Annotated in this window: 23 protein-coding genes and 2 pseudogenes; 15 read left to right on the top strand and 10 right to left on the bottom strand. The window is 57.4% G+C overall.

The features are described from left to right. The first annotated feature begins 66 nt into the window (after nt 1-66). Together proY and malZ are read left to right on the top strand one after the other, a co-directional pair. Nucleotides 67-1,440, top strand: coding sequence for a proline-specific permease ProY (gene proY / locus L2I46_RS04240; protein ID WP_023288583.1), 1,374 nt, complete (start codon nt 67-69; stop codon nt 1,438-1,440). 151 nt (nt 1,441-1,591) lie between these two features. Continuing rightward, nucleotides 1,592-3,409, top strand: a complete 1,818-nt coding sequence (gene malZ, locus L2I46_RS04235) for a maltodextrin glucosidase (RefSeq protein WP_236947567.1) — start codon at nt 1,592-1,594, stop codon at nt 3,407-3,409. Here the strand turns inward: malZ and L2I46_RS04230 are convergent. Next, on the bottom strand, nt 3,406-4,308 hold the full coding sequence (locus L2I46_RS04230; RefSeq protein WP_023288585.1) for a LysR substrate-binding domain-containing protein: 903 nt from the start codon (nt 4,306-4,308) through the stop codon (nt 3,406-3,408). The two genes, malZ and L2I46_RS04230, sit on opposite strands and share 4 nt — an antisense overlap. Nucleotides 4,309-4,574: 266 nt before the next feature. Between L2I46_RS04230 and L2I46_RS04225 the strand changes: the two genes are divergently transcribed. From L2I46_RS04225 to L2I46_RS04215, 3 genes are all read left to right on the top strand, one after another. Then, nucleotides 4,575-5,216: a hydrolase gene (locus L2I46_RS04225; protein ID WP_002890357.1), complete on the top strand. Its 642-nt coding sequence runs from the start codon at nt 4,575-4,577 to the stop codon at nt 5,214-5,216. A gap of 136 nt (nt 5,217-5,352) precedes the next feature. Continuing rightward, nucleotides 5,353-5,898: an antibiotic biosynthesis monooxygenase gene (locus tag L2I46_RS04220; protein WP_023288586.1), complete on the top strand. Its 546-nt coding sequence runs from the start codon at nt 5,353-5,355 to the stop codon at nt 5,896-5,898. A 24-nt stretch (nt 5,899-5,922) separates the two neighbouring features. Further along, nucleotides 5,923-7,791 carry an amidohydrolase gene (locus tag L2I46_RS04215; protein ID WP_236947566.1) on the top strand — a complete coding sequence of 623 codons (1,869 nt, stop codon included), beginning with the start codon at nt 5,923-5,925 and terminating at the stop codon, nt 7,789-7,791. Nucleotides 7,792-7,849: 58 nt separating this feature from the next. Here L2I46_RS04215 and fba read toward each other — a convergent pair whose 3' ends face one another. The 5 genes from fba to L2I46_RS04190 all read right to left on the bottom strand — a co-directional run bounded on the left by fba (nt 7,850) and on the right by L2I46_RS04190 (nt 11,916). Continuing rightward, complete coding sequence (gene fba / locus L2I46_RS04210) at nt 7,850-8,704, bottom strand: class II fructose-1,6-bisphosphate aldolase (protein ID WP_072199152.1); 855 nt, start codon at nt 8,702-8,704, stop codon at nt 7,850-7,852. Nucleotides 8,705-8,739: 35 nt separating this feature from the next. Continuing rightward, entirely contained in the window at nt 8,740-9,702 is a 963-nt protein-coding gene (locus tag L2I46_RS04205) for a carbohydrate kinase family protein (RefSeq protein WP_236947565.1), read from the bottom strand. Between the two features lie 65 nt (nt 9,703-9,767). After that, nucleotides 9,768-11,159 (bottom strand): PTS ascorbate transporter subunit IIC, encoded by a 1,392-nt coding sequence (locus L2I46_RS04200; protein WP_032453580.1) that lies wholly within the window; start codon nt 11,157-11,159, stop codon nt 9,768-9,770. Between the two features lie 20 nt (nt 11,160-11,179). Next, nucleotides 11,180-11,467 carry a PTS sugar transporter subunit IIB gene (locus L2I46_RS04195; RefSeq protein ID WP_017898931.1) on the bottom strand — a complete coding sequence of 96 codons (288 nt, stop codon included), beginning with the start codon at nt 11,465-11,467 and terminating at the stop codon, nt 11,180-11,182. Between the two features lie 5 nt (nt 11,468-11,472). Continuing rightward, nucleotides 11,473-11,916 carry a PTS sugar transporter subunit IIA gene (locus tag L2I46_RS04190; RefSeq protein WP_023288591.1) on the bottom strand — a complete coding sequence of 148 codons (444 nt, stop codon included), beginning with the start codon at nt 11,914-11,916 and terminating at the stop codon, nt 11,473-11,475. Nucleotides 11,917-11,971: 55 nt separating this feature from the next. Here L2I46_RS04190 and L2I46_RS04185 point away from each other — a divergent pair. Next, a pseudogene (locus L2I46_RS04185) lies at nt 11,972-12,136 on the top strand (hypothetical protein); the annotation flags it as partial. Between the two features lie 126 nt (nt 12,137-12,262). Here the strand turns inward: L2I46_RS04185 and L2I46_RS04180 are convergent. Both L2I46_RS04180 and acpH read right to left on the bottom strand, forming a co-directional pair. After that, entirely contained in the window at nt 12,263-12,865 is a 603-nt protein-coding gene (locus tag L2I46_RS04180; RefSeq protein WP_004178733.1) for a peroxiredoxin, read from the bottom strand. A 127-nt stretch (nt 12,866-12,992) separates the two neighbouring features. Further along, complete coding sequence (gene acpH, locus L2I46_RS04175; protein WP_023288592.1) at nt 12,993-13,574, bottom strand: ACP phosphodiesterase; 582 nt, start codon at nt 13,572-13,574, stop codon at nt 12,993-12,995. Nucleotides 13,575-13,662: 88 nt separating this feature from the next. On the opposite strand from acpH, the pseudogene L2I46_RS04170 reads away from it, so the two are divergent. The 8 genes and pseudogenes from L2I46_RS04170 to L2I46_RS04135 all read left to right on the top strand — a co-directional run bounded on the left by L2I46_RS04170 (nt 13,663) and on the right by L2I46_RS04135 (nt 20,576). Then, nucleotides 13,663-13,778: pseudogene (locus tag L2I46_RS04170) on the top strand (hypothetical protein). Nucleotides 13,779-13,842: 64 nt separating this feature from the next. Next, nucleotides 13,843-14,907: a tRNA preQ1(34) S-adenosylmethionine ribosyltransferase-isomerase QueA gene (gene queA, locus L2I46_RS04165; protein ID WP_004204841.1), complete on the top strand. Its 1,065-nt coding sequence runs from the start codon at nt 13,843-13,845 to the stop codon at nt 14,905-14,907. 108 nt (nt 14,908-15,015) lie between these two features. Further along, nucleotides 15,016-16,143, top strand: a complete 1,128-nt coding sequence (gene tgt, locus L2I46_RS04160; protein WP_002890395.1) for a tRNA guanosine(34) transglycosylase Tgt — start codon at nt 15,016-15,018, stop codon at nt 16,141-16,143. A gap of 22 nt (nt 16,144-16,165) precedes the next feature. Next, the gene (gene yajC, locus L2I46_RS04155) at nt 16,166-16,498 is read left to right on the top strand and encodes a preprotein translocase subunit YajC (protein WP_002890398.1); all 333 of its coding nucleotides are present in this window, start codon (nt 16,166-16,168) and stop codon (nt 16,496-16,498) included. Nucleotides 16,499-16,524: 26 nt separating this feature from the next. Then, nucleotides 16,525-18,372, top strand: a complete 1,848-nt coding sequence (secD, locus tag L2I46_RS04150) for a protein translocase subunit SecD (protein WP_008805370.1) — start codon at nt 16,525-16,527, stop codon at nt 18,370-18,372. A 10-nt stretch (nt 18,373-18,382) separates the two neighbouring features. Continuing rightward, complete coding sequence (gene secF / locus L2I46_RS04145) at nt 18,383-19,354, top strand: protein translocase subunit SecF (RefSeq protein WP_008805371.1); 972 nt, start codon at nt 18,383-18,385, stop codon at nt 19,352-19,354. A 136-nt stretch (nt 19,355-19,490) separates the two neighbouring features. Beyond that, the gene (locus L2I46_RS04140) at nt 19,491-19,856 is read left to right on the top strand and encodes a VOC family protein (RefSeq protein ID WP_012968837.1); all 366 of its coding nucleotides are present in this window, start codon (nt 19,491-19,493) and stop codon (nt 19,854-19,856) included. A gap of 24 nt (nt 19,857-19,880) precedes the next feature. Continuing rightward, nucleotides 19,881-20,576, top strand: a complete 696-nt coding sequence (locus tag L2I46_RS04135) for a helix-turn-helix transcriptional regulator (RefSeq protein WP_023288594.1) — start codon at nt 19,881-19,883, stop codon at nt 20,574-20,576. 42 nt (nt 20,577-20,618) lie between these two features. Here L2I46_RS04135 and L2I46_RS04130 read toward each other — a convergent pair whose 3' ends face one another. Then, the gene (locus L2I46_RS04130) at nt 20,619-21,503 is read right to left on the bottom strand and encodes a nucleoside-specific channel-forming protein Tsx (protein WP_004204836.1); all 885 of its coding nucleotides are present in this window, start codon (nt 21,501-21,503) and stop codon (nt 20,619-20,621) included. A gap of 300 nt (nt 21,504-21,803) precedes the next feature. Then, nucleotides 21,804-22,343: a DUF3251 domain-containing protein gene (locus tag L2I46_RS04125; protein WP_236947564.1), complete on the bottom strand. Its 540-nt coding sequence runs from the start codon at nt 22,341-22,343 to the stop codon at nt 21,804-21,806. A 147-nt stretch (nt 22,344-22,490) separates the two neighbouring features. Here L2I46_RS04125 and nrdR point away from each other — a divergent pair, with 147 nt between their 5' ends. Further along, nucleotides 22,491-22,940: a transcriptional regulator NrdR gene (nrdR, locus tag L2I46_RS04120; RefSeq protein WP_002890417.1), complete on the top strand. Its 450-nt coding sequence runs from the start codon at nt 22,491-22,493 to the stop codon at nt 22,938-22,940. Nucleotides 22,941-22,943: the final 3 nt, after the last annotated feature.

The following is a 22,943-nucleotide window of genomic DNA, read 5'->3' as shown; positions in this document are numbered from 1 at the left end:
TTAACCACGGGACTTCGGGTTCCGTGGTTTTTTATTTTTTGTGTTAAACGGCATTGAAAAACCACGATGGAAAGTAGTAACAAGCTTAAGCGCGGGCTAAGCACCCGGCACATTCGCTTTATGGCCCTGGGATCCGCCATCGGCACCGGGCTTTTTTACGGTTCAGCCGACGCGATTAAAATGGCCGGACCCAGCGTACTGTTGGCCTACATTATCGGCGGCGTCGCGGCATATATCATTATGCGCGCGCTCGGTGAGATGTCGGTGCATAACCCTTCCGCCAGCTCATTCTCCCGCTATGCCCAGGAAAACCTCGGCGGACTGGCGGGGTATATCACCGGCTGGACCTACTGCTTTGAAATCCTGATTGTCGCCATCGCCGACGTCACCGCCTTCGGGATCTACATGGGCGTCTGGTTCCCGACGGTGCCGCACTGGATCTGGGTGCTCAGCGTGGTGCTGATCATCTGCGCCGTCAACCTGATGAGCGTCAAGGTGTTTGGTGAGCTGGAGTTCTGGTTCTCGTTCTTCAAAGTGGCCACCATCATCATCATGATCCTCGCCGGGTTCGGCATCATTATCTGGGGGATCGGCAACGGCGGCCAGCCGACGGGGATTCATAACCTGTGGAGCAACGGCGGCTTCTTCAGCAACGGTTGGCTGGGAATGGTGATGTCGCTGCAGATGGTGATGTTCGCCTACGGCGGTATTGAAATCATCGGCATTACCGCCGGTGAGGCGAAAGATCCGGAGAAATCCATTCCACGCGCCATCAACTCGGTGCCGATGCGCATTCTGGTGTTCTATGTCGGCACGCTGTTCGTCATTATGTCTATCTATCCGTGGAACCAGGTGGGTACCGACGGCAGCCCCTTTGTCCTGACCTTCCAGCATCTGGGCATTACCTTCGCGGCCAGCATTCTTAACTTCGTGGTCCTGACGGCCTCGCTGTCGGCGATTAACTCCGACGTGTTCGGCGTGGGCCGTATGCTGCACGGCATGGCCGAGCAGGGGAGCGCGCCGAAGGTGTTCGCCAAAACCTCGCGTCGCGGTATTCCGTGGGTGACGGTGATGGTGATGACCATTGCGCTGCTGTTTGCGGTATACCTCAATTACATCATGCCGGAAAACGTCTTCCTGGTGATCGCCTCGCTGGCCACCTTCGCCACCGTGTGGGTGTGGATTATGATCCTGCTGTCGCAGATTGCCTTCCGCCGCCGTCTGTCGCCGGAGGAGGTCAAGGCCCTGAAATTCAAAGTCCCCGGCGGGGTGGCGACCACGGTTGTCGGCCTGGTGTTCCTGGCGTTTATTATCGCCCTGATCGGCTATCATCCGGACACCCGCATTTCGTTGTATGTCGGTATGGCGTGGATTGCGCTGCTGCTGCTGGGCTGGGTCTTTAAGACCCGTCGCGAGCGCCGCCTGGCGCAGGCTCAGTAATCGACATCGCCCCGGTCAGCATCGCGCGACCGGGGCGGCTTGCCGACCCACGTCCTCCCCCGTTATCCTCCCCCAAAAAATCCTGTGACGATGAGTTCTGCGCCTGACGGCTATGGCAAGGTGTGCCCATTCTGCACAATGAGGATTCACGATGTTGAAGGCATGGCACCTTCCGGTTGCACCCTTTATCAAGGTGCAACAGGACCGACTGTTTATTACCCTGTGGTTAAGCGGTGAGTCGCTGCCGCAGCGGATCACGCTGCGCGCGGAAGAAGATAACGAAGAGCTGTCGCTGCCGATGCAGCGCCTCCGCCAGGCGCCGAGGCCGGGGGTGGTGGCATGGCGCGGTGAAATCCATCTCGCCAGCGGTCAGCCGCGCCGCCGCTACAGCTTTAAGCTGCTGTGGGCCGACCATCAGCGCTGGTTTACGCCGCAGGGCTTCAGCCGTTTTCCGCCGGCCAGGCTGGAGCAGTTCGCCGTCGACCTGCCGGACGCCGGCCCGCAGTGGGTGGCCGATCAGGTTTTCTATCAGATTTTCCCCGATCGCTTTGCCCGCAGCGCTGCGCGTGACGCCGAACAGGACGCGGTCTATTACCATCACGCGGCGGGACGGGAGATTGTGCGCAAGGCGTGGGACGAACCGCTTACCGGCGAGGCGGGCGGTTCGACCTTCTACGGCGGCGATCTCGACGGCATCAGCGAAAAACTGCCGTACCTGAAGCAGCTCGGCGTGACCGCCCTGTATCTGAACCCGGTCTTCGCCGCCCCCAGCGTGCATAAATATGACACAGAGGATTATCGGCGCGTCGATCCGCAGTTTGGCGGCGACGCGGCGCTGCTCCGCTTGCGCCATAACACCCAGCGGGCGGGAATGCGCATGATCCTCGACGGCGTGTTCAACCATACCGGCGATTCCCATCCCTGGTTCGACCGTCACCAGCAGGGCAGCGGCGGCGCCGGCCATCATCCGGACTCCCCGTGGCGCGACTGGTTTACCTTCTCCGGGGAGGGGCAGGCGCACAACTGGCTGGGTTATGCCAGTCTGCCGAAGCTCGACTATCGGTCGACCAGCCTGGTCAACGAGATCTATGCCGGCGAGGACAGCATCGTACGCCACTGGCTGAAGGCGCCGTGGAGCATGGACGGCTGGCGTCTGGACGTGGTGCATATGCTCGGCGAAGGCGGCGGGGCGCGAAATAACCTGCGGCATATCGCCGGCATCACCCAGGCGGCGAAGCAAACGCAGCCGGAAGCCTTTGTCTTTGGCGAACATTTTGGCGACGCGCGCCAGTGGCTGCAGGCGGATGCCGAAGATTCGGCAATGAACTACCGCGGCTTCACTTTCCCGATCTGGGGATTCCTTGCCAATACCGATATCTCTTACGATCCGCAGAAGATAGACGCCCAGACCTGTATGGCGTGGATGGATAATTATCGCGCCGGGCTGTCGCATCAGCAGCAGCTACGGATGTTCAATCAGCTCGACAGCCATGATACGGCGCGTTTTAAATCTCTCCTTGGCAAAGACGTAGCGCGCCTGCCGCTGGCGGTGGTGTGGCTGTTCAGCTGGCCGGGGGTACCGTGCATCTACTACGGCGACGAGGTGGGCGTGGATGGCAATAACGATCCGTTCTGCCGTAAACCGTTCCCGTGGGATCCGGCGCTGCAGGATACCCAGCTGCTGGCGCTGTATCAGCGGATGGCGAAACTGCGTAAAGCCCAGCAGGCGCTGCGCTACGGCGGCTGCCAGGTGATTTACGCCGAGGATAACGTGGTGGTGTTTGTCCGCGTTTATAAACAGCAGCGGGTGCTGGTGGCGATTAACCGCGGCGAAGCCTGCGAGGTGGTTATCGAGGATTCGCCGCTGCTGGACGTGGGGGCCTGGACGCTGCAGGAAGGCGCTGGCGTCTTCCATGACGGGGTGCTGACCCTCCCGGCTATCTCCCCCTGCGTCTGGTCCGGCCGTTAACGATAGAGCTGGCTCAGCAGGTCGTCGCGGAGGAGCGCCTCCCGCCACCAGCGCTGAGCCAGCCCGTCATTCCCGCTGCGCCAGGCCATGTAGGTGATATCTTTTTCCCGCCAGCAGGCGACGCTTTTCTCCACCAGACAGCCTTTTTCCAGCCACGGGCGGGCGATATGACGCGGCAGAAAGCCGCAGCCCAGCCCGGCGCACAGCAGTTCGACTTTGCTGGCGAAATCATCGACGCCGATTTGCGGTTGTTCATCAAGCAGGTTGCTGTTCAGCGGATGGCAATAACGGGCGCTGTCGCGGATCACTACCGCCCGGTGCTGGCTGAGCTGCTTATTGCTGAGCGGCGCTTCCGCGCCGGCCAGCGGGTGGGTCGGGGCGACCACGAAAATGTTATCCAGCGCGCCAAGGGTTTGCCATGACCACTCGGCGGAGGTAGGCGGCTCATTGATGGCGCCGAGGATAATATCCGCGCCATGGTGGGTCAGCTCTTCCCACGAACCGGCGAGGGTGTGATGACTGAAGTTCAGCCGCGTCTGCGGGTTTTGCGCGTAGAACTCGGCGATCAGCGGCAGCAGGGCTGAAAAGGGAAACGAGGCGTCGAGGGCGATCGCCAGCTCTCGCTCCCAGCCGGCGCTTAGCTGCTGGGCCTGCTTTTCCAGATCTCTGGCGGCGCTCAACAGCTGGCGTCCTTTCTCGAGCATCAATCGCCCGGTATCGGTAAACTTCGCCCGGTGACCGGAGCGATCCAATAAGACAATGTCCAGATCGTTCTCCAGCTTCTGGATCATATAGCTCAGCGCGGCGGGGGTTTTATACAGCGACTCCGCGGCGGTGGCGAAGGATCCGTGTCGGTCCAGCGCATCAAGGATCATCAGAACATCAAAGTTTACGCGCATCAGGGGCTTCCATTAATTTATTTTTCCCTTGTTGTACCTAAGCGCAATAATCAATGCCAGTGAATAAATCAGAACAGTTTGACGTAAAAATTTGATGAAAGCTGGCGTGAGTCAATACTAACCGCCGACAAAATATAAATCACAAAAAAACTTTAATAACTTGTTAGAAATAACTGGCTATACTCACCATGCTTTATCAGTCAGGATCTACACGACGCATTAACCATCATGTCATCTTTTTAACTCATTGATTAAGAAGGTATTTAATGTCTATTCGTGAACTGCTCGATCCCACTAATTCTGCCCTTATCTTTATTGATCATCAACCACAGATGTCATTTGGCGTGGCGAATATCGATCGCCAGACCCTCAAAAATAACACCGTGGCGCTGGCCAAAGCCGGCAAAATTTTTAATGTACCGGTGATTTACACTTCCGTAGAGACCAAAAGCTTCAGCGGTTATATCTGGCCGGAATTATTGGCCGTGCATCCTGACGTCAAGCCGATTGAGCGTACTTCAATGAACTCCTGGGAAGACGATGCCTTCGTCGCGGCGGTGAAAGCGACCGGCCGTAAAAAGCTGGTGATCTCCGCTCTGTGGACCGAAGTTTGCCTGACGTTTCCGGCGCTGATGGCCCTGGAGGCGGGCTACGAAGTGTATGTGGTCACCGATACCTCCGGCGGTACCTCTGTCGACGCCCATGAGCGTTCTATTGACCGGATGGTGCAGGCGGGTGCGGTGCCGGTGACCTGGCAGCAGGTGTTGCTGGAGTACCAGCGCGACTGGTCGCGCAAAGCGACTTACGATGCGGTCATGGACCTGGTGCGCGAACATAGCGGCGCCTACGGGATGGGCGTGGATTACGCTTATACCATGGTGCACGGCGCGCCAGAGCGTAAAGCGTAACTCACTTCATCCTTCAAGCTGCCTCTTTGTTGGCTGCGTTTGTCCGCCCAGACGCAGCATGAATGATGTTGTGCAGAGCCATTTATCGCTAATGGCAGGAGCAATCCTGCCATTCTCCTGAAGCAAGGAACTCTTTATGGCGCAGCAAAAATCGGTGACCCTGGTCATCAGCCATCTGCTCGATCCGCAACACGGCCAGCGCTACGAAGAGTGGCTCGGCAAAATCATGCCCATCGCGGCTGAATTTCCCGGCCATCTCGGGGCGAATGTGATCCGGCCCGCCGCTGGGCAGAATCTGTGGAGCGTGATTATCCGCTTCGACACCCTGGAGCATCTCTACGCCTGGACGCAGTCGGAAACCCGTCGTCAGCTGGTGGCGGAGATTGCCCCGCTGCTGACGGAGGGCGATCGGACGGAGGTGCGGACCGAACCGGCCTTCTGGTTTACCCCGCCGGTGGCGAATGTGCGCCAGCCGCGGCGCTGGAAACAGTTTCTGATCACCCTGCTGGTGATTTTCCCCAGCACCAACCTGGTGCCGGCGGTGACCGGCATGCTGTTGCCCTCGCTGAAGGGGAGCCTGCTGCTGCACCTGATCAATGATGCCTGCGTGGTTGCGCTGGTGGTCTGGTTCTGGATGCCCATCGTGACCCGCCTGTTTGCTGGCTGGTTGAAGAAAAACTGAGTCAGCCTCCCCAAGGAGTGCGTTATGTCGCAAACTGCCACACTGATTCTGACCCACGGCCAGATTCATACCCTCGATCGCGCGAATCCGCTGGCGGAAGCCGTGGCCATCGCCGACGGAAAAATTGTTGCCACCGGAAGCCACGATCGGATCATGAGCTTTGCCGCCGAGGGGACGCAGATCGTCGATCTCAAAGGGCATACGGTGATCCCGGGCCTCAACGATTCTCACCTGCACCTGATCCGCGGTGGGTTGAACTACAACCTTGAGCTCCGCTGGGAGGGGGTGCCCTCGCTGGCCGATGCGCTGCGAATGCTCAAGGAGCAAGCGGATCGCACACCCTCCCCACAGTGGGTGCGGGTGGTCGGCGGCTGGAGCGAATTCCAGTTCGCCGAACGACGGATGCCGACCCTGGAAGAGCTAAACGACGCGGCGCCCGATACGCCGGTATTTGTGCTGCATCTCTACGATCGCGCGCTGCTGAACCGCGCGGCGCTGAAAGCTGTGGGATATACCAAAGAGACGCCGGATCCGGCGGGCGGCGAGATCGTCCGCGATAGCCACGGCAACCCGACCGGGATGCTGATCGCCAAACCAAACGCCATGATCCTCTACGCCACCCTGGCCAAAGGGCCGAAGCTGCCGCTGGATCTGCAGGTGAACTCCACCCGCCAGTTTATGCGCGAGCTGAACCGGCTGGGGCTGACCAGCGCCATCGACGCCGGGGGCGGTTTCCAGAACTACCCTGAAGATTACGAAATTATCGAACAGCTGCACGCGAAAGAGCAAATGACCGTGCGCATCGCCTACAACCTGTTTACCCAGCGGCCGAAGCAGGAGCTGGAGGACTTCGAACGCTGGACCGACATGCTGAAGCCGGGGCAGGGGACCGACTTCTATCGCGCCAACGGCGCCGGCGAGATGCTGGTGTTTTCGGCGGCGGATTTTGAAGATTTCCTGCAGCCGCGGCCGGATCTGCCGCAAGGCATGGAGGATGAGCTGGAGCGGGTGGTGCGCCACCTGGTGGAACATCGCTGGCCGTTCCGCCTGCATGCCACCTACGACGAGTCCATCAGCCGGATGCTGGACGTGTTTGAGAAGGTGAACCGCGACATTCCGTTTAATGGCCTGCACTGGTTCTTCGACCATGCCGAGACCATTACCGAGCGCAACATTGAGCGGGTGAAGGCGCTGGGGGGCGGCATTGCGGTGCAGCACCGGATGGCCTTCCAGGGCGAATATTTTGTCGATCGCTACAGCAAAGAGGCGGTGAAACATACGCCGCCGGTGGCGAAAATGCTGGAGCTGGACGTACCGGTAGGGTTGGGGACCGATGCCACCCGCGTCGCCAGCTATAACCCGTGGACCGCGCTGTACTGGCTGGTCTCCGGGCGCACCGTCGGCGGGATGGCGATGTATGACGACAACAACCGGCTGCCGCGCGATGTCGCGCTGGAGCTGTGGACGGCGGGCAGCGCCTGGTTCTCCAGCGAGCAGGGGAAAAAGGGCCGTCTGGCCGCCGGTCAGCTTGCCGATCTGGTGGTGCTGTCGAAGGACTATTTCAGCGTCGCGGAAGAGGAGATCAAAGGCATTGAGTCGGTGCTGACGGTGGTTGACGGCAAAGTGGTGTATGCCGCCGGTCACTTCTCGCCGCTGGCGCCGCCGCCCATTCCGGTGCTGCCGGAGTGGTCGCCGGTGGTGAAGGTCCCGGGCCATTACCGTTCCGCTCCGCCGACCGCCGCGAAAATCGGCGCGATCGTGCAGATGCACCAGTGCTGCGGTAGCTGCGGCGTTCACGGCCATCAGCATGATATCGCGCGGAAATCGTCGATCCCGGTCTCCGACGAGCAGGCCTTCTGGGGCGTGCTGGGCTGCTCCTGCTTTGCCTTCTGATGCCTGACGCCTCCGCCCCGGTAGCTCAGGGGCGGAGGTCTCAGCCACCTTTCACGCATCAATAGCGCTGCTGTGAGCCAAATAGCGCCATGCGGCGGGCAATCATCTCGCGTACCGGCTGCAGCCCTTGGGCGATCACTTTCCGCGGATCGTTCACATCGTGCCCGGTATCGGCAGCGAAGATCGCCTTCACCTGCTGGCACCAGGCGTACATATTTTCGGTATTAACGTTAATCTTGGCGGTGCCGCAGGCAATCGCCCGGCGCATATCCTCATCGGCAATACCGGTGCCGCCATGAAGCACCAGCGGAACCTTCACCCGCTCGGCAATGGCTTTCATCTCGCTAAATCCCAGCCTGGCTTTGCCTTTATACAGGCCATGGGTGGAGCCCAGCGCGGCGGCGAGGCAGTCCACCTGGGTTTCTGTCACCAGGGTGTAGCACTCCTGCGGATCGGCATAGATGACTTCGGAATTGACAATGCCGTCTTCGCTACCGGCGATAGTCCCCAGTTCGGCCTCCACGGAGATACCTTTGCTGTGCGCCAGCGTCACCAGATGGCGGGTAATGGCCAGGTTTTCCCTGAACGGCAGATGTGAGCCATCAAACATAATGGAACTGAAGCCGGCGGCGATCGCCGCTTCGCAGGCCTCCCGGGTGGTGCCATGATCCAGATGCAGCGCCACCGGAACATCAATATGTAAATACTCCATGGCGTTAACCACGATGTCATGAATACATTTTAACCCGAGCATATGCTTAACCGTGCCGCCGGACACGCCCAAAATAACCGGTGAGCGGCACTGCTGGGCGGTGCTTAATACGGCGCCCACCCATTCCAGATTATTAATGTTGAACTGACCGACGGCGTAGCCGTCCCTCAGGGCATGCTGAAGCATGTCCTTCATCGACACTAACATATTCACCTCTTGATATTTATTAAATACAGTTATTCTTCAAAATATTGCTTTAAGTTTCTCTCGTAGCTATTTAACGAGTGGTGGACGACCGCCAGGTCCGGCATAGATTCCCGTACCCCTTTTTTCTCAATAGAAATGGCGGCGGTGAGGCTGGCAAATAAAATAATATTATCTATGTGCCATGAATAGTGGACGCCATAGGTGAAGGCGCCGTGAAATACATCCCCGGCTCCGGTGGTATCCACGGCATTGCACAGCCAGGAAGGAACGATCTGCAGCATACCGCTTTTTAAAAAAGCGCAGCCTTTTTCGCCAAGGGTAATAAATGCCTCGCCGCGGCAAATTTTATTCAGCTCAATCAGCGCCGCTTTAATTTCTGCTTCGGTGCTCAGCGAGCGATAGCTCATATAGTCGCGGGCAAAATGTTCGCTCACCACAAAATAGTCGGTCCAGGCCGCCAGTTTAATATTGCTGGCACGCAGTGACCCACCGTCCATCACGACTCTGGCGTTGGGCAGTTTCTTAATTAAATATTCACTGATTTCCGCCTCATGGCCGTCAATTAAAATAGTGACTGGCTCCTCGGCGGCAATCAGTCGCTCGGCGAGATCGTCCAGTTTGAGCTTTTGATCGTAGGTCAGGGAAGGCGGTGTTTGCATCTTGCGGGTAATAATCGTCCGCGAACCCGTTAAGCGATTGACGAGCACCGAGGCCAGCGGGGTGATCATGTCATCGGAGAAAACCACCTGGCTGGTATCCACGCCCGCTTCGGCAAACTCATCGATAATGCGCTGACCGTAAAGATCCTGATGCAGATGGCCGATGTAATAGACCTCCTCCCCCCATAATCCCAGCAGCCAGGCCGCATTGGCCGCCGGGCCGCCGCCGCTTTCGATAAAATCATGACTAAAGTTTTTAGTATTCTCCTGGGGCCATTCATTGAGAAAGAAAAACTGATCGAAACAAGCAAATCCAATGGACAAAATAGCCATAACCACTCCTGATTATTTGTCAGCGGCGGGAAGCTTGACCGTCCCGCCGGGAAAAATGACCTCGCTTATTCATTTTTCTGCTTGGCGATAAGCTCCTCATAGCTGAGCGTGTTGCCCACCACCCGTACCTGACGGAAGCAGAAAGGCGCCAGCAGCGCGACGAGCAGCGCCAGACAAATCAGGTAGATAGTGACCTGGCCAAACTGGGTAAACGCGTTACCGATAATGATGCCCCACACCGCGAAGTCGAAATCGGCGAAGGTGCTGTTTTCAAACCCGAGGTTGCCGAGCGCCGGCAGCAGCATCGCCGGCAGGAAGGCCAGGAAGATCCCGCCGATAAAGGCGGCGATGATACAACCGCGCTTACCGCCCAGCTTGTCGGCAAAGACCCCGGAGGTACCGCCGCAGAAGAAGTGCGGCACCATGCCGGGAATAATCAGCGCCATGCCCAGTCCGCCGAGCATGAGCATCCCGACCAGCCCGCCCACAAAGGAGCTGATGAATCCCACCACCACCGCGGTGGGGCTAAAGGTGAAGAACACCGCGCAGTCAACGGCCGGGATGGAGTCTGGGATCAGTTTCTGGCTGATGCCCTGGAATGCCGGCACCAGATCGCCCAGGATCAAGCGCACGCCGTTGTAGACAATGGCTACGCCAACGGCGAACTGCAGACCGGTCAGCACGGAGAAGATCAGCATGTTCTGGTCGGTGATGGTGCTCAGGTACGCCGACCCGGCGACAGCGCTGCAGACAAAGTAGATGACAAACATCACGATACCGGTGGTGACGGTGGTATCGCGCAGAAAACCCCATTTCTCTGAGATTTCGGTATCGGCGAAGGAGTTTGCCGGATTACCGGTCCGGCTGGCGATCCACGCCGAGAGGTAGTAGCCCAGTGAGCCGAAATGGCCCATGGCGATCCCGCCGTCCTCGGTTACCTGCCTGGTGTAACGCTGGCCAATGGCGGGGGAGATGGCCGACCATGAGCCCAGCAGGAATCCGCCGATCAGGATCAACATCCAGCCCTGGAACTCCGCCGCCTGCAGGACGGCGGAGAACAGGCAGGCGAGAAAGAATGAGTGATGACCGGTGAGAAAGATATATTTATATTTTGTGCAGCGGGCAATGATCAGATTGAAAATAAAGCCCAACAGCAAAATACTCATGGTTTCCACGCCCAGCATCTTCTGGGCGACGGAGACAATGGCTTCATTGTTCGGAATAACGCCGCGGATATTAAATCCCGCTTCGATAATGCCGCCCAACGGGTTGAGATTGGCAACGATAACGCCTGCGCCAGCGCTCAACATCAAATAGCCTAAAATCGGCTTTAATGTGCCGGTAAGGAGTTTGTTGCCGGGGGAGCGCAGCGCCACTAAGCCAACGAAGGCGATAAGCCCCATTAAAAAAGCGGGTTGACTGAATATTTCCGTTAAGAAACTAAGAATAGCCTGCATGGTCGTTCCCTCTATGCTGATTAAGAGTGAGTCGCAGCAATTTTCATCAGCGCGTCGGTAATATCCTCGGCGATTTTTGCTTTATGGACATAGCTGCGAATAATGGCGACATGACAGTGGGCCGGAAATTGATTTGCCAGTTCTTTGATCGTGACATAAAGGTCGGCTTTTTCCCCGACGGCGTTAGCAAAATCGACCGAGGCGACGTCCGCTTTGATACCTAATTCTTCACAAATCTTCTTCACATTATTCGCAGCCATCAATGAACTGCCAATACCGTTACCACAAACCGTTCTGATAACTAACATAATGACTACTCCATTTGTTTTTGGATGAAATGTAAGACTGAATTCACGTCAGTTTCCTGCTGAAGAAAGGTCACGATATCTGACTCGATCAGCGAGGCTATCAGTTGGATCATTTTGATATGACTGTCAGCATCGGCGCCGGCGATGGCGATGACGACGGTAACCGGATCGAACTCATCGTGGCCGAAGGTCACTGGCGTGGCGGTGGTGACAAGCGAAAATCCGGTCTGCAATGCCCCTTTTTCCGGGCGGGCGTGCGGCATGGCAATCCCGTCATCTATCACGATGGCGGCGCCAAAATCTTCGTATACCGTCAGCATCTCGCTGACATATTCGGCGCTGCAAATCTGATGCCTGGCGAGTAATGAACCCGCCAGTTCGATGGCCTCTTCCGCATGGGAAATATTCTGCTTCAGGGCGATTAACGTCGGGTCAAAAATAATATCCATTCTCTTCTCCTGAACGTATTCCTGTTCCTGAGTAAAATCATGACCAAATACATTGATAAAAATGATGGATGAGATCACATCCGCGGTTTTAAATATTGATGGCGATCACATCGACGGCAAAGTGCTGGCAGAAAACCATATAAATAATTTATATGATTTTCAGGGAGTTATGGAGTGCTTGAGATTTGGCGCTGAAATTTGCCAGAGAATAAATGAGAGGCAGAGCGAAATTTTTCGGCAGAAGTGTATTCCTGGTCACAAATATCGCCGGGTCATTTTCCTAAATTTTGACGTCGCTAACAAAAAAGGCCCGCCTGAGCGAGCCTTTTATAAAAACGTGTGCCGATTACAGGCTGGAGACGTTTTCGGTCAGGTATTTTGCAACGCCTTCCGGAGAGGCAGCCATACCTTCTTTTCCTTTTTCCCACTGCGCCGGGCAAACTTCGCCGTGCTCTTCGTGGAACTGCAGCGCGTCAACCATGCGCAGCATTTCGTCGATGTTACGGCCCAGCGGCAGGTCGTTAACCACCTGGTGGCGAACCACGCCGTTAGCGTCGATCAAGAAGGAACCACGCAGAGCAACGCCTTCGTCCGGATGCTCGATACCGTAAGCTTTCTGGATTTCACGTTTGATGTCAGCAACCATCGCGTATTTAACCGGGCCGATACCGCCCTGGTCTACCGGGGTGTTACGCCATGCGTTGTGCACGAACTCGGAGTCGAAGGAAACGCCAACCACTTCCACGCCGCGTTTCTGGAATTCTTCGTAACGTTTGTCGAACGCGATCAGCTCAGACGGGCAAACGAAGGTGAAGTCCATCGGCCAGAAGAACAGAACGGTAGGTTTACCGTTGGTGTGCTGTTTGAAATTGAATTTCTCAACGATCTCACCATTACCCAGCACAGCGGCTGCAGTAAAATCCGGCGCTTGACGAGTGACCAGAACCATTTGATTCTCCTGTAATTACTAAGGTTATTTAAAACGCAACGCCGGCAAGTATAGAGCCTGTCCGCCAATAACACAAAGAGGCACCGACAATCGTTCAGCCAGCTTTTACCTATCAATGTCGCAGCGATTACAGCTGTTTGTTTTTCGCCTGACGCATCATCTGCGGATAAAAGCGCCAGAACTGCCCCTCCAGCCGGTCATAGTGGGTATCCAGATCCTGCCAGGAGTCGCGCAGCGCCTCGAGACGCGGGCGGCGGCTGGCCATGCCGTTAAGCACGCGCTGAATAAAATCCATCTCCTGATAGCGCTCCAGCCAGCGCTCCGACCACAGATATTGGTTGAGATTGACGAAGCGGGGCGGCGAGTCGGGCAGGATGGGGACGATCTGCCGCTCGGCGTAGCGCACGAACTCCTCCAGCGGCAGGTCAGGGGAGAGCTGCGCCCAGTGCTGCGACAGGAAATGATCCCACATGACGTCGAGGGTGATCGGGGCGACCCGGCGGGTCTGCGGGCGAAACCACTCCCGCGCCTCTTTGACTTCCGCCAGGTTGTCAGTCAGCACGTCAATCCGCCGATGCATATAGATGCCGTCAACAATCTCCGCCGGATAGTCGCCCTGCGGGTTGCCGCGCACAAAGTCGGCCATCAGATTGCCGGGCAGCGAACTGTCGGCGAGATGGGCCAGGTGCAGGTGGGCGAGAAAATTCATAGTGACGACATCCTTCAAATACTTTCTGGCGGGCAGAGTGAGCGGTGTAGCGCTGCGCGTCGCCCTGAACGGCAGCCCCGGTGCCCGGATGGCGTGCTGTCTGGCCGCGCGCGGCCCTCTGCCACCGGTGATGCATTCGGCTGCCGCATGGCGGCATTCGGAATGATTTGGAATATAGATTATGTCATTCATCCGGAGGGGTAAAGGTTGCAGGCAGACCGCCCCGGCACTAGACTACCCGCCTCTTTATTCAGTCTGAGTTATCGTCATGCGCGTTACCGATTTTGCTTTTGAACTACCCGAATCCCTGATCGCCCACTATCCGATGCCTGAGCGCAGTAGTTGCCGCTTACTCTCCCTGGACGGGCCGACGGGCGCGCTGACGCATGGCACCTTCACCGACATCCTCGATAAGCTCAATCCCGGCGATCTGCTGGTGTTTAACAACACCCGGGTGATCCCGGCGCGTCTGTTCGGCCGCAAGGCCAGCGGCGGCAAGATTGAAGTGCTGGTGGAGCGGATGCTGGATGATAAGCGCATCCTCGCCCATATTCGCGCCTCGAAAGCGCCGAAGCCGGGCGCCGAGCTGCTGTTGGGCGACGACGAGAGCATTCAGGCCACCATGCTGGCGCGTCACGGCGCGCTGTTTGAAGTGGAATTTAACGACGAGCGCCCGGTGCTGGAGATCCTTAACGGGATCGGCCATATGCCGCTGCCGCCCTACATTGATCGCCCGGACGAAGACGCTGACCGCGAGCTCTATCAAACCGTCTACGGCACCCGGCCGGGCGCGGTAGCCGCCCCGACCGCGGGTCTGCACTTCGACGAACCGCTGCTGGACAAACTGCGCGCTAAAGGCGTTGAGATGGCGTTTGTCACCCTGCACGTGGGCGCGGGTACCTTCCAGCCGGTGCGCGTCGACAGCATTGAAGAGCACACTATGCACTCAGAATATGCGGAAGTGCCGCAGGAGGTGGTCGATGCGGTGCTGGCGGCGAAAGCGCGCGGCAATCGCGTGATCGCGGTGGGCACCACCTCGGTACGCTCGCTGGAGAGCGCGGCGCAGGCGGCGAAAGACGCCCTGATCGCGCCGTTCTTCGACGATACGCAGATTTTCATCTATCCGGGTTATCAGTACCAGGTGATCGATGCGCTGGTGACCAACTTCCATCTCCCTGAATCCACACTGATTATGCTGGTGTCGGCGTTTGCGGGTTATCAGCACACCATGAACGCCTATAAGGTAGCGGTAGAGCAGAAATATCGCTTTTTTAGCTACGGGGATGCGATGTTTATCACGTACAATCCGCAGGCTATTTCTGAGCGTCCCTGAAAAGGCCGGCCCGCCGGCTTTTGGCACGCCATGACGCATTTTTAGCCACGGAATCATTCCGTGGCGAGTATCAAAACGTCGGACTGTTTTTCTGACGCAGGAGCAAGCATGAAATTTGAACTGGATACCACCGACGGTCGCGCCCGCCGCGGTCGCCTGGTGTTTGAGCGCGGCGTGGTGGAAACACCGGCCTTTATGCCCGTTGGCACCTACGGCACCGTCAAAGGGATGACGCCGGAAGAGGTGGAAGCCACCGGCGCGCAGATTATTCTCGGCAACACCTTCCACCTGTGGCTGCGCCCGGGTCAGGAGATCATGAAGCTGCACGGCGATCTGCACGATTTTATGCAGTGGAAAGGACCGATCCTGACCGACTCCGGCGGCTTCCAGGTGTTCAGCCTTGGCGATATCCGTAAGATCACCGAACAGGGCGTCCACTTCCGTAACCCGATCAACGGCGATCCGATTTTCCTCGATCCGGAAAAATCCATGGAGATTCAGTACGATCTCGGTTCCGACATCGTGATGATCTTCGACGAATGTACGCCGTACCCGGCGGACTGGGATTACGCCAAGCGCTCGATGGAGATGTCTCTGCGCTGGGCGAAGCGCAGCCGCGACCGTTTCGATAGCCTTGGCAATAAAAATGCGCTGTTCGGCATCATTCAGGGCAGCGTTTACGAAGATTTACGTGATATCTCGGTGAAAGGTCTGGTAGAGATTGGCTTTGATGGCTACGCTGTCGGCGGTTTGGCGGTCGGCGAGCCGAAGGAAGACATGCACCGTATTCTGGAGCACGTCTGCCCGCAGATCCCGGCCGATAAACCACGATACCTGATGGGCGTCGGGAAGCCGGAAGATCTGGTGGAAGGGGTACGTCGCGGTATCGATATGTTCGACTGCGTCATGCCGACGCGCAACGCGCGTAACGGCCACCTGTTCGTCACCGACGGCGTGGTGAAAATCCGCAACGCGAAGCACAAAAGCGATACCGCACCGCTGGACGCCGAGTGTGATTGCTATACATGTCGCAATTATTCACGCGCTTACTTGCATCACCTTGACCGTTGCAACGAAATATTGGGCGCGCGTCTCAATACCATTCATAACCTGCGCTACTATCAGCGTTTAATGGCTGGTTTACGCAAGGCTATCGAAGAGGGTAAATTAGAGAGCTTCGTGACCGATTTTTACCAACGTCAGGGGCGCACCGTGCCTCCTTTGAACGTTGATTAATTTTAATAATGAGGGAATTTCAATGAGCTTTTTTATTTCTGATGCGGTAGCGGCAACGGGTGCACCGGCGCAGGGCAGCCCGATGTCTCTGATTCTGATGCTGGTGGTGTTCGGTCTGATTTTTTACTTCATGATCCTGCGTCCACAGCAGAAGCGCACCAAGGAACATAAGAACCTGATGAACTCCATCGCCAAAGGTGATGAAGTGCTGACCAACGGCGGTCTGGTCGGTCGCGTGACCAAAGTAGCGGAAACTGGCTACATTGCTATCGCGCTGAACGATACCACTGAAGTGGTTATCAAACGTGACTTCGTTGCTGCCGTTCTGCCGAAAGGCACCATGAAGGCGCTGTAATCTAACTTTTCCCAAAGGGAACTGCCGTGTTAAACCGTTATCCTTTGTGGAAGTATGTCATGCTGGTCGTCGTCATTGTCGTCGGCCTGATCTATGCGCTTCCCAACCTGTATGGTGAGGATCCGGCTGTTCAAATCACTGGCGCGCGCGGCGTCGCCGCCAGTGAGCAAACGCTGATCCAGGTCCAGAAAACTTTACAAGAAGAAAAAATTACCGCGAAGTCTGTGGCACTGGAAGAGGGCGCTATTCTTGCGCGCTTCGACACCACTGATACCCAGCTGCGCGCGCGTGAAGCGCTGCTTACCGTGTTGGGTGACAAATACGTCGTGGCGCTAAACCTTGCTCCGGCAACCCCACGCTGGCTGGCGGCACTCTATGCCGAGCCGATGAAGCTGGGTCTTGATCTGCGCGGCGGCGTGCACTTCCTGATGGAAGTCGACATGGACACCGCGTTAGGCAAACTGCAGGAACAGAACATCGATAGCCTGCGCAGCGAGCTGCGCGACAAAGGCATTCCTTACGCGACCGTGCGCAAGGAAGACAACTATGGTCTGAGCATCGTCTTCCGCGACAGCGCGGCGCGCGACCAGGCTATCTCTTATCTCAGCCCTCGCCATCGCGATCTGGTGATCTCCTCTCAGGGTGACAACAGCCTGAAAGCGGTGATGACCGATGAGCGCCTGAAAGAAGCTCGTGAGTATGCGGTCCAGCAGAACATTAACATTCTGCGTAACCGTGTGAACCAGCTGGGCGTCGCCGAACCGCTGGTTCAGCGTCAGGGCGCTGATCGCATCGTGGTTGAGCTGCCGGGTATCCAGGATACCGCGCGGGCGAAGGAGATCCTTGGCGCGACCGCGACCCTCGAGTTCCGTCTGGTCAATACCAACGTGGACCAGTCCGCCGCCGCCTCTGGCCGCGTGCCGGGCGACTCGGAAGTGAAAGAGACGCGTGAAGGCCAGCCGGTGGTGCTGTACAAGCGGGTGATCCTGACCGGTGACCATATCACCGACTCGACCTCCAGCATGGATGAGTACAACCAGCCGCAGGTCAACATCTCGCTGGACAGCGCGGGTGGCAACATCATGTCCAACTTCACCAAGGACAACATCGGCAAGCCGATGGCGACCCTGTTCGTGGAGTATAAAGACAGCGGTAAGAAAGACGCCAACGGTCGCGCTATCCTGGCGAAAGAGGAAGAGGTGATTAACATCGCCAACATCCAGTCGCGTCTGGGCAACAGCTTCCGTATTACCGGTATCAGCAACCCGAACGAAGCGCGCCAGCTGTCGCTGCTGCTGCGTGCCGGCGCGTTGATTGCGCCGATTCAGATCGTCGAAGAGCGGACTATCGGCCCAACCCTTGGCATGCAGAACATCAAGCAGGGTCTGGAAGCCTGTCTGGCCGGTCTGGTGGTCTCTATCCTGTTCATGATCCTCTTCTATAAGAAGTTCGGTCTGATTGCGACCTCGGCGCTGATTGCCAACCTGGTGCTGATTGTCGGCATTATGTCCCTGATCCCGGGGGCGACGCTGACCATGCCGGGCATCGCGGGTATCGTGTTAACCCTTGCGGTGGCGGTCGATGCTAACGTTCTGATCAACGAGCGTATCAAAGAAGAGCTGAGCAACGGGCGTACCGTTCAGCAGGCGATTGACGAAGGTTATCGCGGCGCGTTCAGCTCGATCTTTGACGCCAACGTGACGACGCTTATCAAAGTGATCATCCTGTACGCGGTCGGTACCGGTGCCATTAAAGGGTTTGCGATTACCACCGGTATCGGTATCGCGACCTCAATGTTTACCGCTATCGTCGGCACCCGTGCCATCGTGAACCTGCTGTACGGCGGCAAGCGCGTTAAAAAGCTGTCTATCTGAGGAGTGCGTTGTGGCACAGGAATATACTGTTGAACAATTGAACCACGGCCGTAAAGTCTGGGACTTTATGCGCTGGGACTACTGGGCCTTCGGCATTTCAGGCTTTCTGCTGATTGTGTCGATCGCCATCATCGGCGTCCGCGGCTTTAACTGGGGTCTCGATTTCACCGGCGGTACGGTGATCGAAATTACCCTTGAGAAGCCGGTCGATCTGGACCAGATGCGCGATTCCCTGCAGAAAGCGGGCTTTGAAGAGCCGCAGGTGCAGAACTTTGGCAGCAGCCGCGACATCATGGTACGTATGCCGCCGGTGCATGACGCCAACGTCAGCCAGGAGCTGGGCAGCAAGGTCGTGACGGTGATTAACGAATCGACCAGCCAGAACGCGGCGGTGAAGCGTATTGAGTTTGTCGGCCCGAGCGTCGGCGCGGACCTTGCGCAAACCGGCGCCCTGGCGCTGATTGCCGCGCTGGTCTGTATCCTGATCTACGTCGGCTTCCGCTTCGAATGGCGTCTGGCGGCGGGGGTGGTTATCGCCCTGGCGCACGACGTGGTGATCACCATGGGTGTGCTGTCGCTATTCCATATCGAGATCGACCTGACCATTGTGGCCTCGTTGATGTCGGTTATCGGCTACTCGCTGAACGACAGTATCGTGGTATCGGACCGTATCCGTGAAAACTTCCGTAAGATCCGCCGCGGTACGCCGTACGAGATCTTCAACGTGTCGTTGACCCAGACGCTGCACCGTACCTTGATCACCTCCGGGACCACCCTGATGGTGATCCTGATGCTGTTCCTGTTCGGCGGCCCGATTCTGGAAGGCTTCTCGCTGACCATGCTGATCGGTGTCTCCATCGGTACGGCTTCTTCTATCTACGTCGCCTCCGCGCTGGCGTTGAAGCTGGGCATGAAGCGCGAGCATTTGCTGCAGCAGAAGGTCGAAAAAGAAGGGGCGGACCAGCCGTCTATTCTGCCGTAATACAGTTCAGTTGAAATAACGCAATCCCGGCCAGGCGGCCGGGATTTTTTTTGCCCGCGACAAAACCTGCTGACAGCATGCTGTCAGGAGCCCTCCCATACACTCCTTCTGAACTCACTAACGAGCAGGAGGAAGTATGAATAACGTGATTAACTGGTTTGAAATTCCGGTCGCCGATATGGATCGCGCCGTCGCGTTTTATGAGCCGGTGATGCAGGTGACGCTGCGTCGCGAAACCATGGACTGCGCCGAGCTGGCGGTGTTCCCGCATCAGGATCCGGCCCCCGGCGGCGCGCTGGCCAAATTTGAGGGTATCGCGCCCTCTGCGCAGGGCGCTATTATTTACCTGCATACAGACCATCTTGCCGCCACCCTCGACCGCATTGCCTCGGCGGGTGGGGCATGCGTTTTCGGGCCGCTGACGCTGCCGAATGATATTGGCACCATCGCGCTGTTTACTGACAGCGAGGGCAACCGCGTCGGCCTGCACCAACCGGCTTAACCTGAACTTTTTGTGAAGTGAGACATGACCCGACGCGCCGACCGTTTATTTCAGATTGTGCAGATCCTGCGCGGCAGGCGGCTCACCACCGCCGCGCTGCTGGCGGAGCGGCTGGGCGTGTCGGAGCGCACCGTGTATCGCGATATTCGCGATCTCTCCCTCTCCGGCGTGCCGGTGGAGGGCGAGGCGGGGAGCGGTTATCGCCTGCTGGCGGGCTACGATCTGCCACCGCTAATGCTGACCACCAAAGAATCCGAAGCGCTGATCGCCGCGATCCGGCTGCTGAAAACCTGGGGCGGCGAGGCGCTGTCGCAATCGCTGGAGTCTGCCCAGGAGAAGATGCTGGCGATCCTGCCGGAGGCGCGCCGGCGCCAGGCGGAGCAGACCCGCCTGTTTGCCCCCGATCTCGGCGCCCATCGCTATGCCAAAACCTTCTTTGACGTCATTCATCAGGCGGTCTCCGGCCAGCAGGTGCTGGCGCTGCGCTATCAGGATGAGTCCGGTCGGGTGACCGAGCGCGACGTGCTGCCGCTGGGGCTGTTTTTCTGGGGGGAGCGCTGGCTGCTGGTGGCCTGGTGCGAGCTGCGCAATGATTATCGCAACTTTCGCCTCGACCGCTGTCTGGCGGTCAGGGCGACCGAGCGTCGATTCAGCGAGTGCGCCGACCGCTCGTTAAGCGATTTTCTGCGCAAGGTCCGCTGCGACGTGTGGGAGAAATAAAAACGCCCGGGAGGCCCGGGCGCTGTCCTGCCGTTTCAGCAATCAGAAGTTGTAACCAACCACAAAGTAACCACCCCAACCGGTTGAGCGGACGCTGAAATCGCCATCGCCGAAGTTCAGCTTGGCATCGTCAGCCCACTGGCCGCCGTTATGGAAGTAACGGGCCACTACCGAGTAGTGCCAGTGCGCGTAGTTCAGCGCCAGGATATGGCTGGAGGCGATGGAGTTGCTGGTGCGCGCGTGCTTCCCGTTCAGATCGTAGAAGTTGTCATCGCCGAGGTCAGAGCCCCAGTCGAAGTTGGTGAAGCCGATGTAGCTCAGCGAACCGCCCCACAGGTCGGTCAGCGGCACAAAGTATTTCACTTTGAAGCGGTAGCCGTCCCACTCGTTTTCGTTGGACGCGCCGTAGTTCTGCCACTGGTATTTGGCGTAGACGTTCAGCGACAGGCTCATCGGCAGGCCGGTGTCGATATCGGTACCCAGACCCATATACCAGGTGCTCTGCTCCTGGGAGTCATTGCGGCCCATATCGTAGATATAGTTGTTCGCGAAATACCACTCTTTGAACGGCCCGAAGCTCAGGTCGGTGTTGGTCAGCTTATCGATAGAGAAGCGCGGTTCGATCTCCATAAACAGCGGGGAGCCGTTGTTCCAGATACCTTTTGCCGTGCTGTTGCCGCCGAAGAATACCGGGGCATCAATATAACCGTAGAAATCAAACCAGTCTTTTTTGGCGAACGCTTCGTATTCCAGGTAGGTATCGTTACGGATCTGCGGTCCAAAACGGGTGTGGTAGCTGCCCACCACGTTAACACTCTGGTGCCACCAGTCAGACAGATACTGCGGTTTGTCGTTTTCTGCCGCGCCCGCGGTAAAAGAAGTGGAGAGCGCCACAACCGCACCCGCTGCCAGTAATGTTTTTTTCATAGTAATGCCACTGTTTAAATTGAGCCTGAAGGCGTTAAAAGAAGTGCCGAAGCGTTTCTAAATATTTCGTGTTTCTGTGGGGGTCTATTATAGGAATCATTGCTCACAAAAATACGTGTTGTTTCACATAACCAGAACATGCGTAATCGATTGCGTTCACGATTCTATGCATTTCTTGACAAAATGCTACTGAAAATCGCGATGCAGAACGATTTCTAATGAACTCTTGCGAAAAGTTGTAAGTGGATAAGAATAACGGGACGGGACGTCGCCGGGCAGGGGGAAGCCCGGCGGCAAGGCTTACTGCGCGGCGGCTGGCTGGATATCGTGGACGAGAATAAAACCGACTTTGTCCGGCGTCACGTTCAGGCGCAGCGGGATATCGACATCGCTGGGGGCGAGAATGCTGGCCGGGGCGCTGATCAATTGATCCTGAACATTCACTTCCTGGTAGCTGTGGGTAGTGCCGGTGATCTGTCCGGAGGCGACGGTGGCGGTAAAGGCCGGCAGCGGATCGTTGGATTCGCCCTGAATACGTAAGGTCAGGCGTGACCCGTCGCCATCCGGCGTAATGCTCGCCACCGACATGCGCAGGGTGCCGATCTGGCTCTCCAGCCGCGCCGGGGTTTTCGCCTCCGGCAGCAGATAGACGCCGCGGGTGGATTTCGCGTTCAGCGCGTTTTGCTGGGTAATTTTGATCGTTTGCTGATTGAGCTGGGTCATCTCCTGGCTCAGCGTACTCACGCTCTGGTGCATCTGGCGGATTTCGCTTTGCTGGGCGCAGGCGGTCAGGGTAAACAGGCTGCCCGCGATGGCGAGTTTCAGGTAACGTCTTGTCATGGTCAGGATTCCGTTTGCAGAGGATGCTTAATGGTAGCCAAACCGCCTGACTCTCCCATAGATCCTTTGTCTCAAAAGCTCTTTCTTTGTAGTCAGGTCACTTCGCGGTAAACTACCCTTCAGTTTAACTACCTGTCAGGACGCGCTATGCATTGCCCTTTCTGTTTCGCCGTGGATACCAAAGTGATCGACTCTCGTCTGGTAGGGGAAGGCTCTTCCGTGCGTCGCCGTCGGCAGTGTCTGGTCTGTAATGAGCGCTTTACCACCTTCGAAGTGGCGGAGCTGGTCATGCCGCGGGTGGTGAAGAGTAACGATGTGCGTGAACCCTTCAACGAAGACAAGCTGCGCAGTGGGATGCTGAAAGCGCTGGAGAAACGTCCGGTCAGCGCCGATGACGTCGAAATGGCGGTCAACCATATCAAAACCCATCTGCGCGGCACCGGCGAGCGCGAAGTGGCCAGCAAAATGATCGGCAACCTGGTGATGGAGCAGCTGAAAAAACTGGATAAAGTCGCCTATATTCGCTTCGCGTCGGTCTATCGCAGCTTCGAAGATATCAAAGAATTCGGCGAAGAGATCGCCCGCTTACAGGACTAAGCC

The sequence above is a fragment of the Klebsiella sp. 2019SCSN059 genome (assembly GCF_021739525.1).
Lineage (GTDB): Bacteria > Pseudomonadota > Gammaproteobacteria > Enterobacterales > Enterobacteriaceae > Klebsiella > Klebsiella quasipneumoniae.
Note: the sequence above shows the minus strand (reverse complement) of the source record. Positions and strands in the feature narration are given on the sequence as shown.

Coding starts and splice junctions, on each gene's coding strand:
- proY (WP_023288583.1), top strand. CDS start 67: ATGGAAAGTAGTAACAAGCTTAAGCGCGGGCTAAGCACCCGGCACATT.
- malZ (WP_236947567.1), top strand. CDS start 1,592: ATGTTGAAGGCATGGCACCTTCCGGTTGCACCCTTTATCAAGGTGCAA.
- L2I46_RS04230 (WP_023288585.1), bottom strand. CDS start 4,308: ATGCGCGTAAACTTTGATGTTCTGATGATCCTTGATGCGCTGGACCGA.
- L2I46_RS04225 (WP_002890357.1), top strand. CDS start 4,575: ATGTCTATTCGTGAACTGCTCGATCCCACTAATTCTGCCCTTATCTTT.
- L2I46_RS04220 (WP_023288586.1), top strand. CDS start 5,353: ATGGCGCAGCAAAAATCGGTGACCCTGGTCATCAGCCATCTGCTCGAT.
- L2I46_RS04215 (WP_236947566.1), top strand. CDS start 5,923: ATGTCGCAAACTGCCACACTGATTCTGACCCACGGCCAGATTCATACC.
- L2I46_RS04205 (WP_236947565.1), bottom strand. CDS start 9,702: ATGGCTATTTTGTCCATTGGATTTGCTTGTTTCGATCAGTTTTTCTTT.
- L2I46_RS04200 (WP_032453580.1), bottom strand. CDS start 11,159: ATGCAGGCTATTCTTAGTTTCTTAACGGAAATATTCAGTCAACCCGCT.
- L2I46_RS04195 (WP_017898931.1), bottom strand. CDS start 11,467: ATGTTAGTTATCAGAACGGTTTGTGGTAACGGTATTGGCAGTTCATTG.
- L2I46_RS04190 (WP_023288591.1), bottom strand. CDS start 11,916: ATGGATATTATTTTTGACCCGACGTTAATCGCCCTGAAGCAGAATATT.
- L2I46_RS04180 (WP_004178733.1), bottom strand. CDS start 12,865: ATGGTTCTGGTCACTCGTCAAGCGCCGGATTTTACTGCAGCCGCTGTG.
- acpH (WP_023288592.1), bottom strand. CDS start 13,574: ATGAATTTTCTCGCCCACCTGCACCTGGCCCATCTCGCCGACAGTTCG.
- queA (WP_004204841.1), top strand. CDS start 13,843: ATGCGCGTTACCGATTTTGCTTTTGAACTACCCGAATCCCTGATCGCC.
- tgt (WP_002890395.1), top strand. CDS start 15,016: ATGAAATTTGAACTGGATACCACCGACGGTCGCGCCCGCCGCGGTCGC.
- yajC (WP_002890398.1), top strand. CDS start 16,166: ATGAGCTTTTTTATTTCTGATGCGGTAGCGGCAACGGGTGCACCGGCG.
- L2I46_RS04140 (WP_012968837.1), top strand. CDS start 19,491: ATGAATAACGTGATTAACTGGTTTGAAATTCCGGTCGCCGATATGGAT.
- L2I46_RS04135 (WP_023288594.1), top strand. CDS start 19,881: ATGACCCGACGCGCCGACCGTTTATTTCAGATTGTGCAGATCCTGCGC.
- L2I46_RS04130 (WP_004204836.1), bottom strand. CDS start 21,503: ATGAAAAAAACATTACTGGCAGCGGGTGCGGTTGTGGCGCTCTCCACT.
- L2I46_RS04125 (WP_236947564.1), bottom strand. CDS start 22,343: ATGACAAGACGTTACCTGAAACTCGCCATCGCGGGCAGCCTGTTTACC.
- nrdR (WP_002890417.1), top strand. CDS start 22,491: ATGCATTGCCCTTTCTGTTTCGCCGTGGATACCAAAGTGATCGACTCT.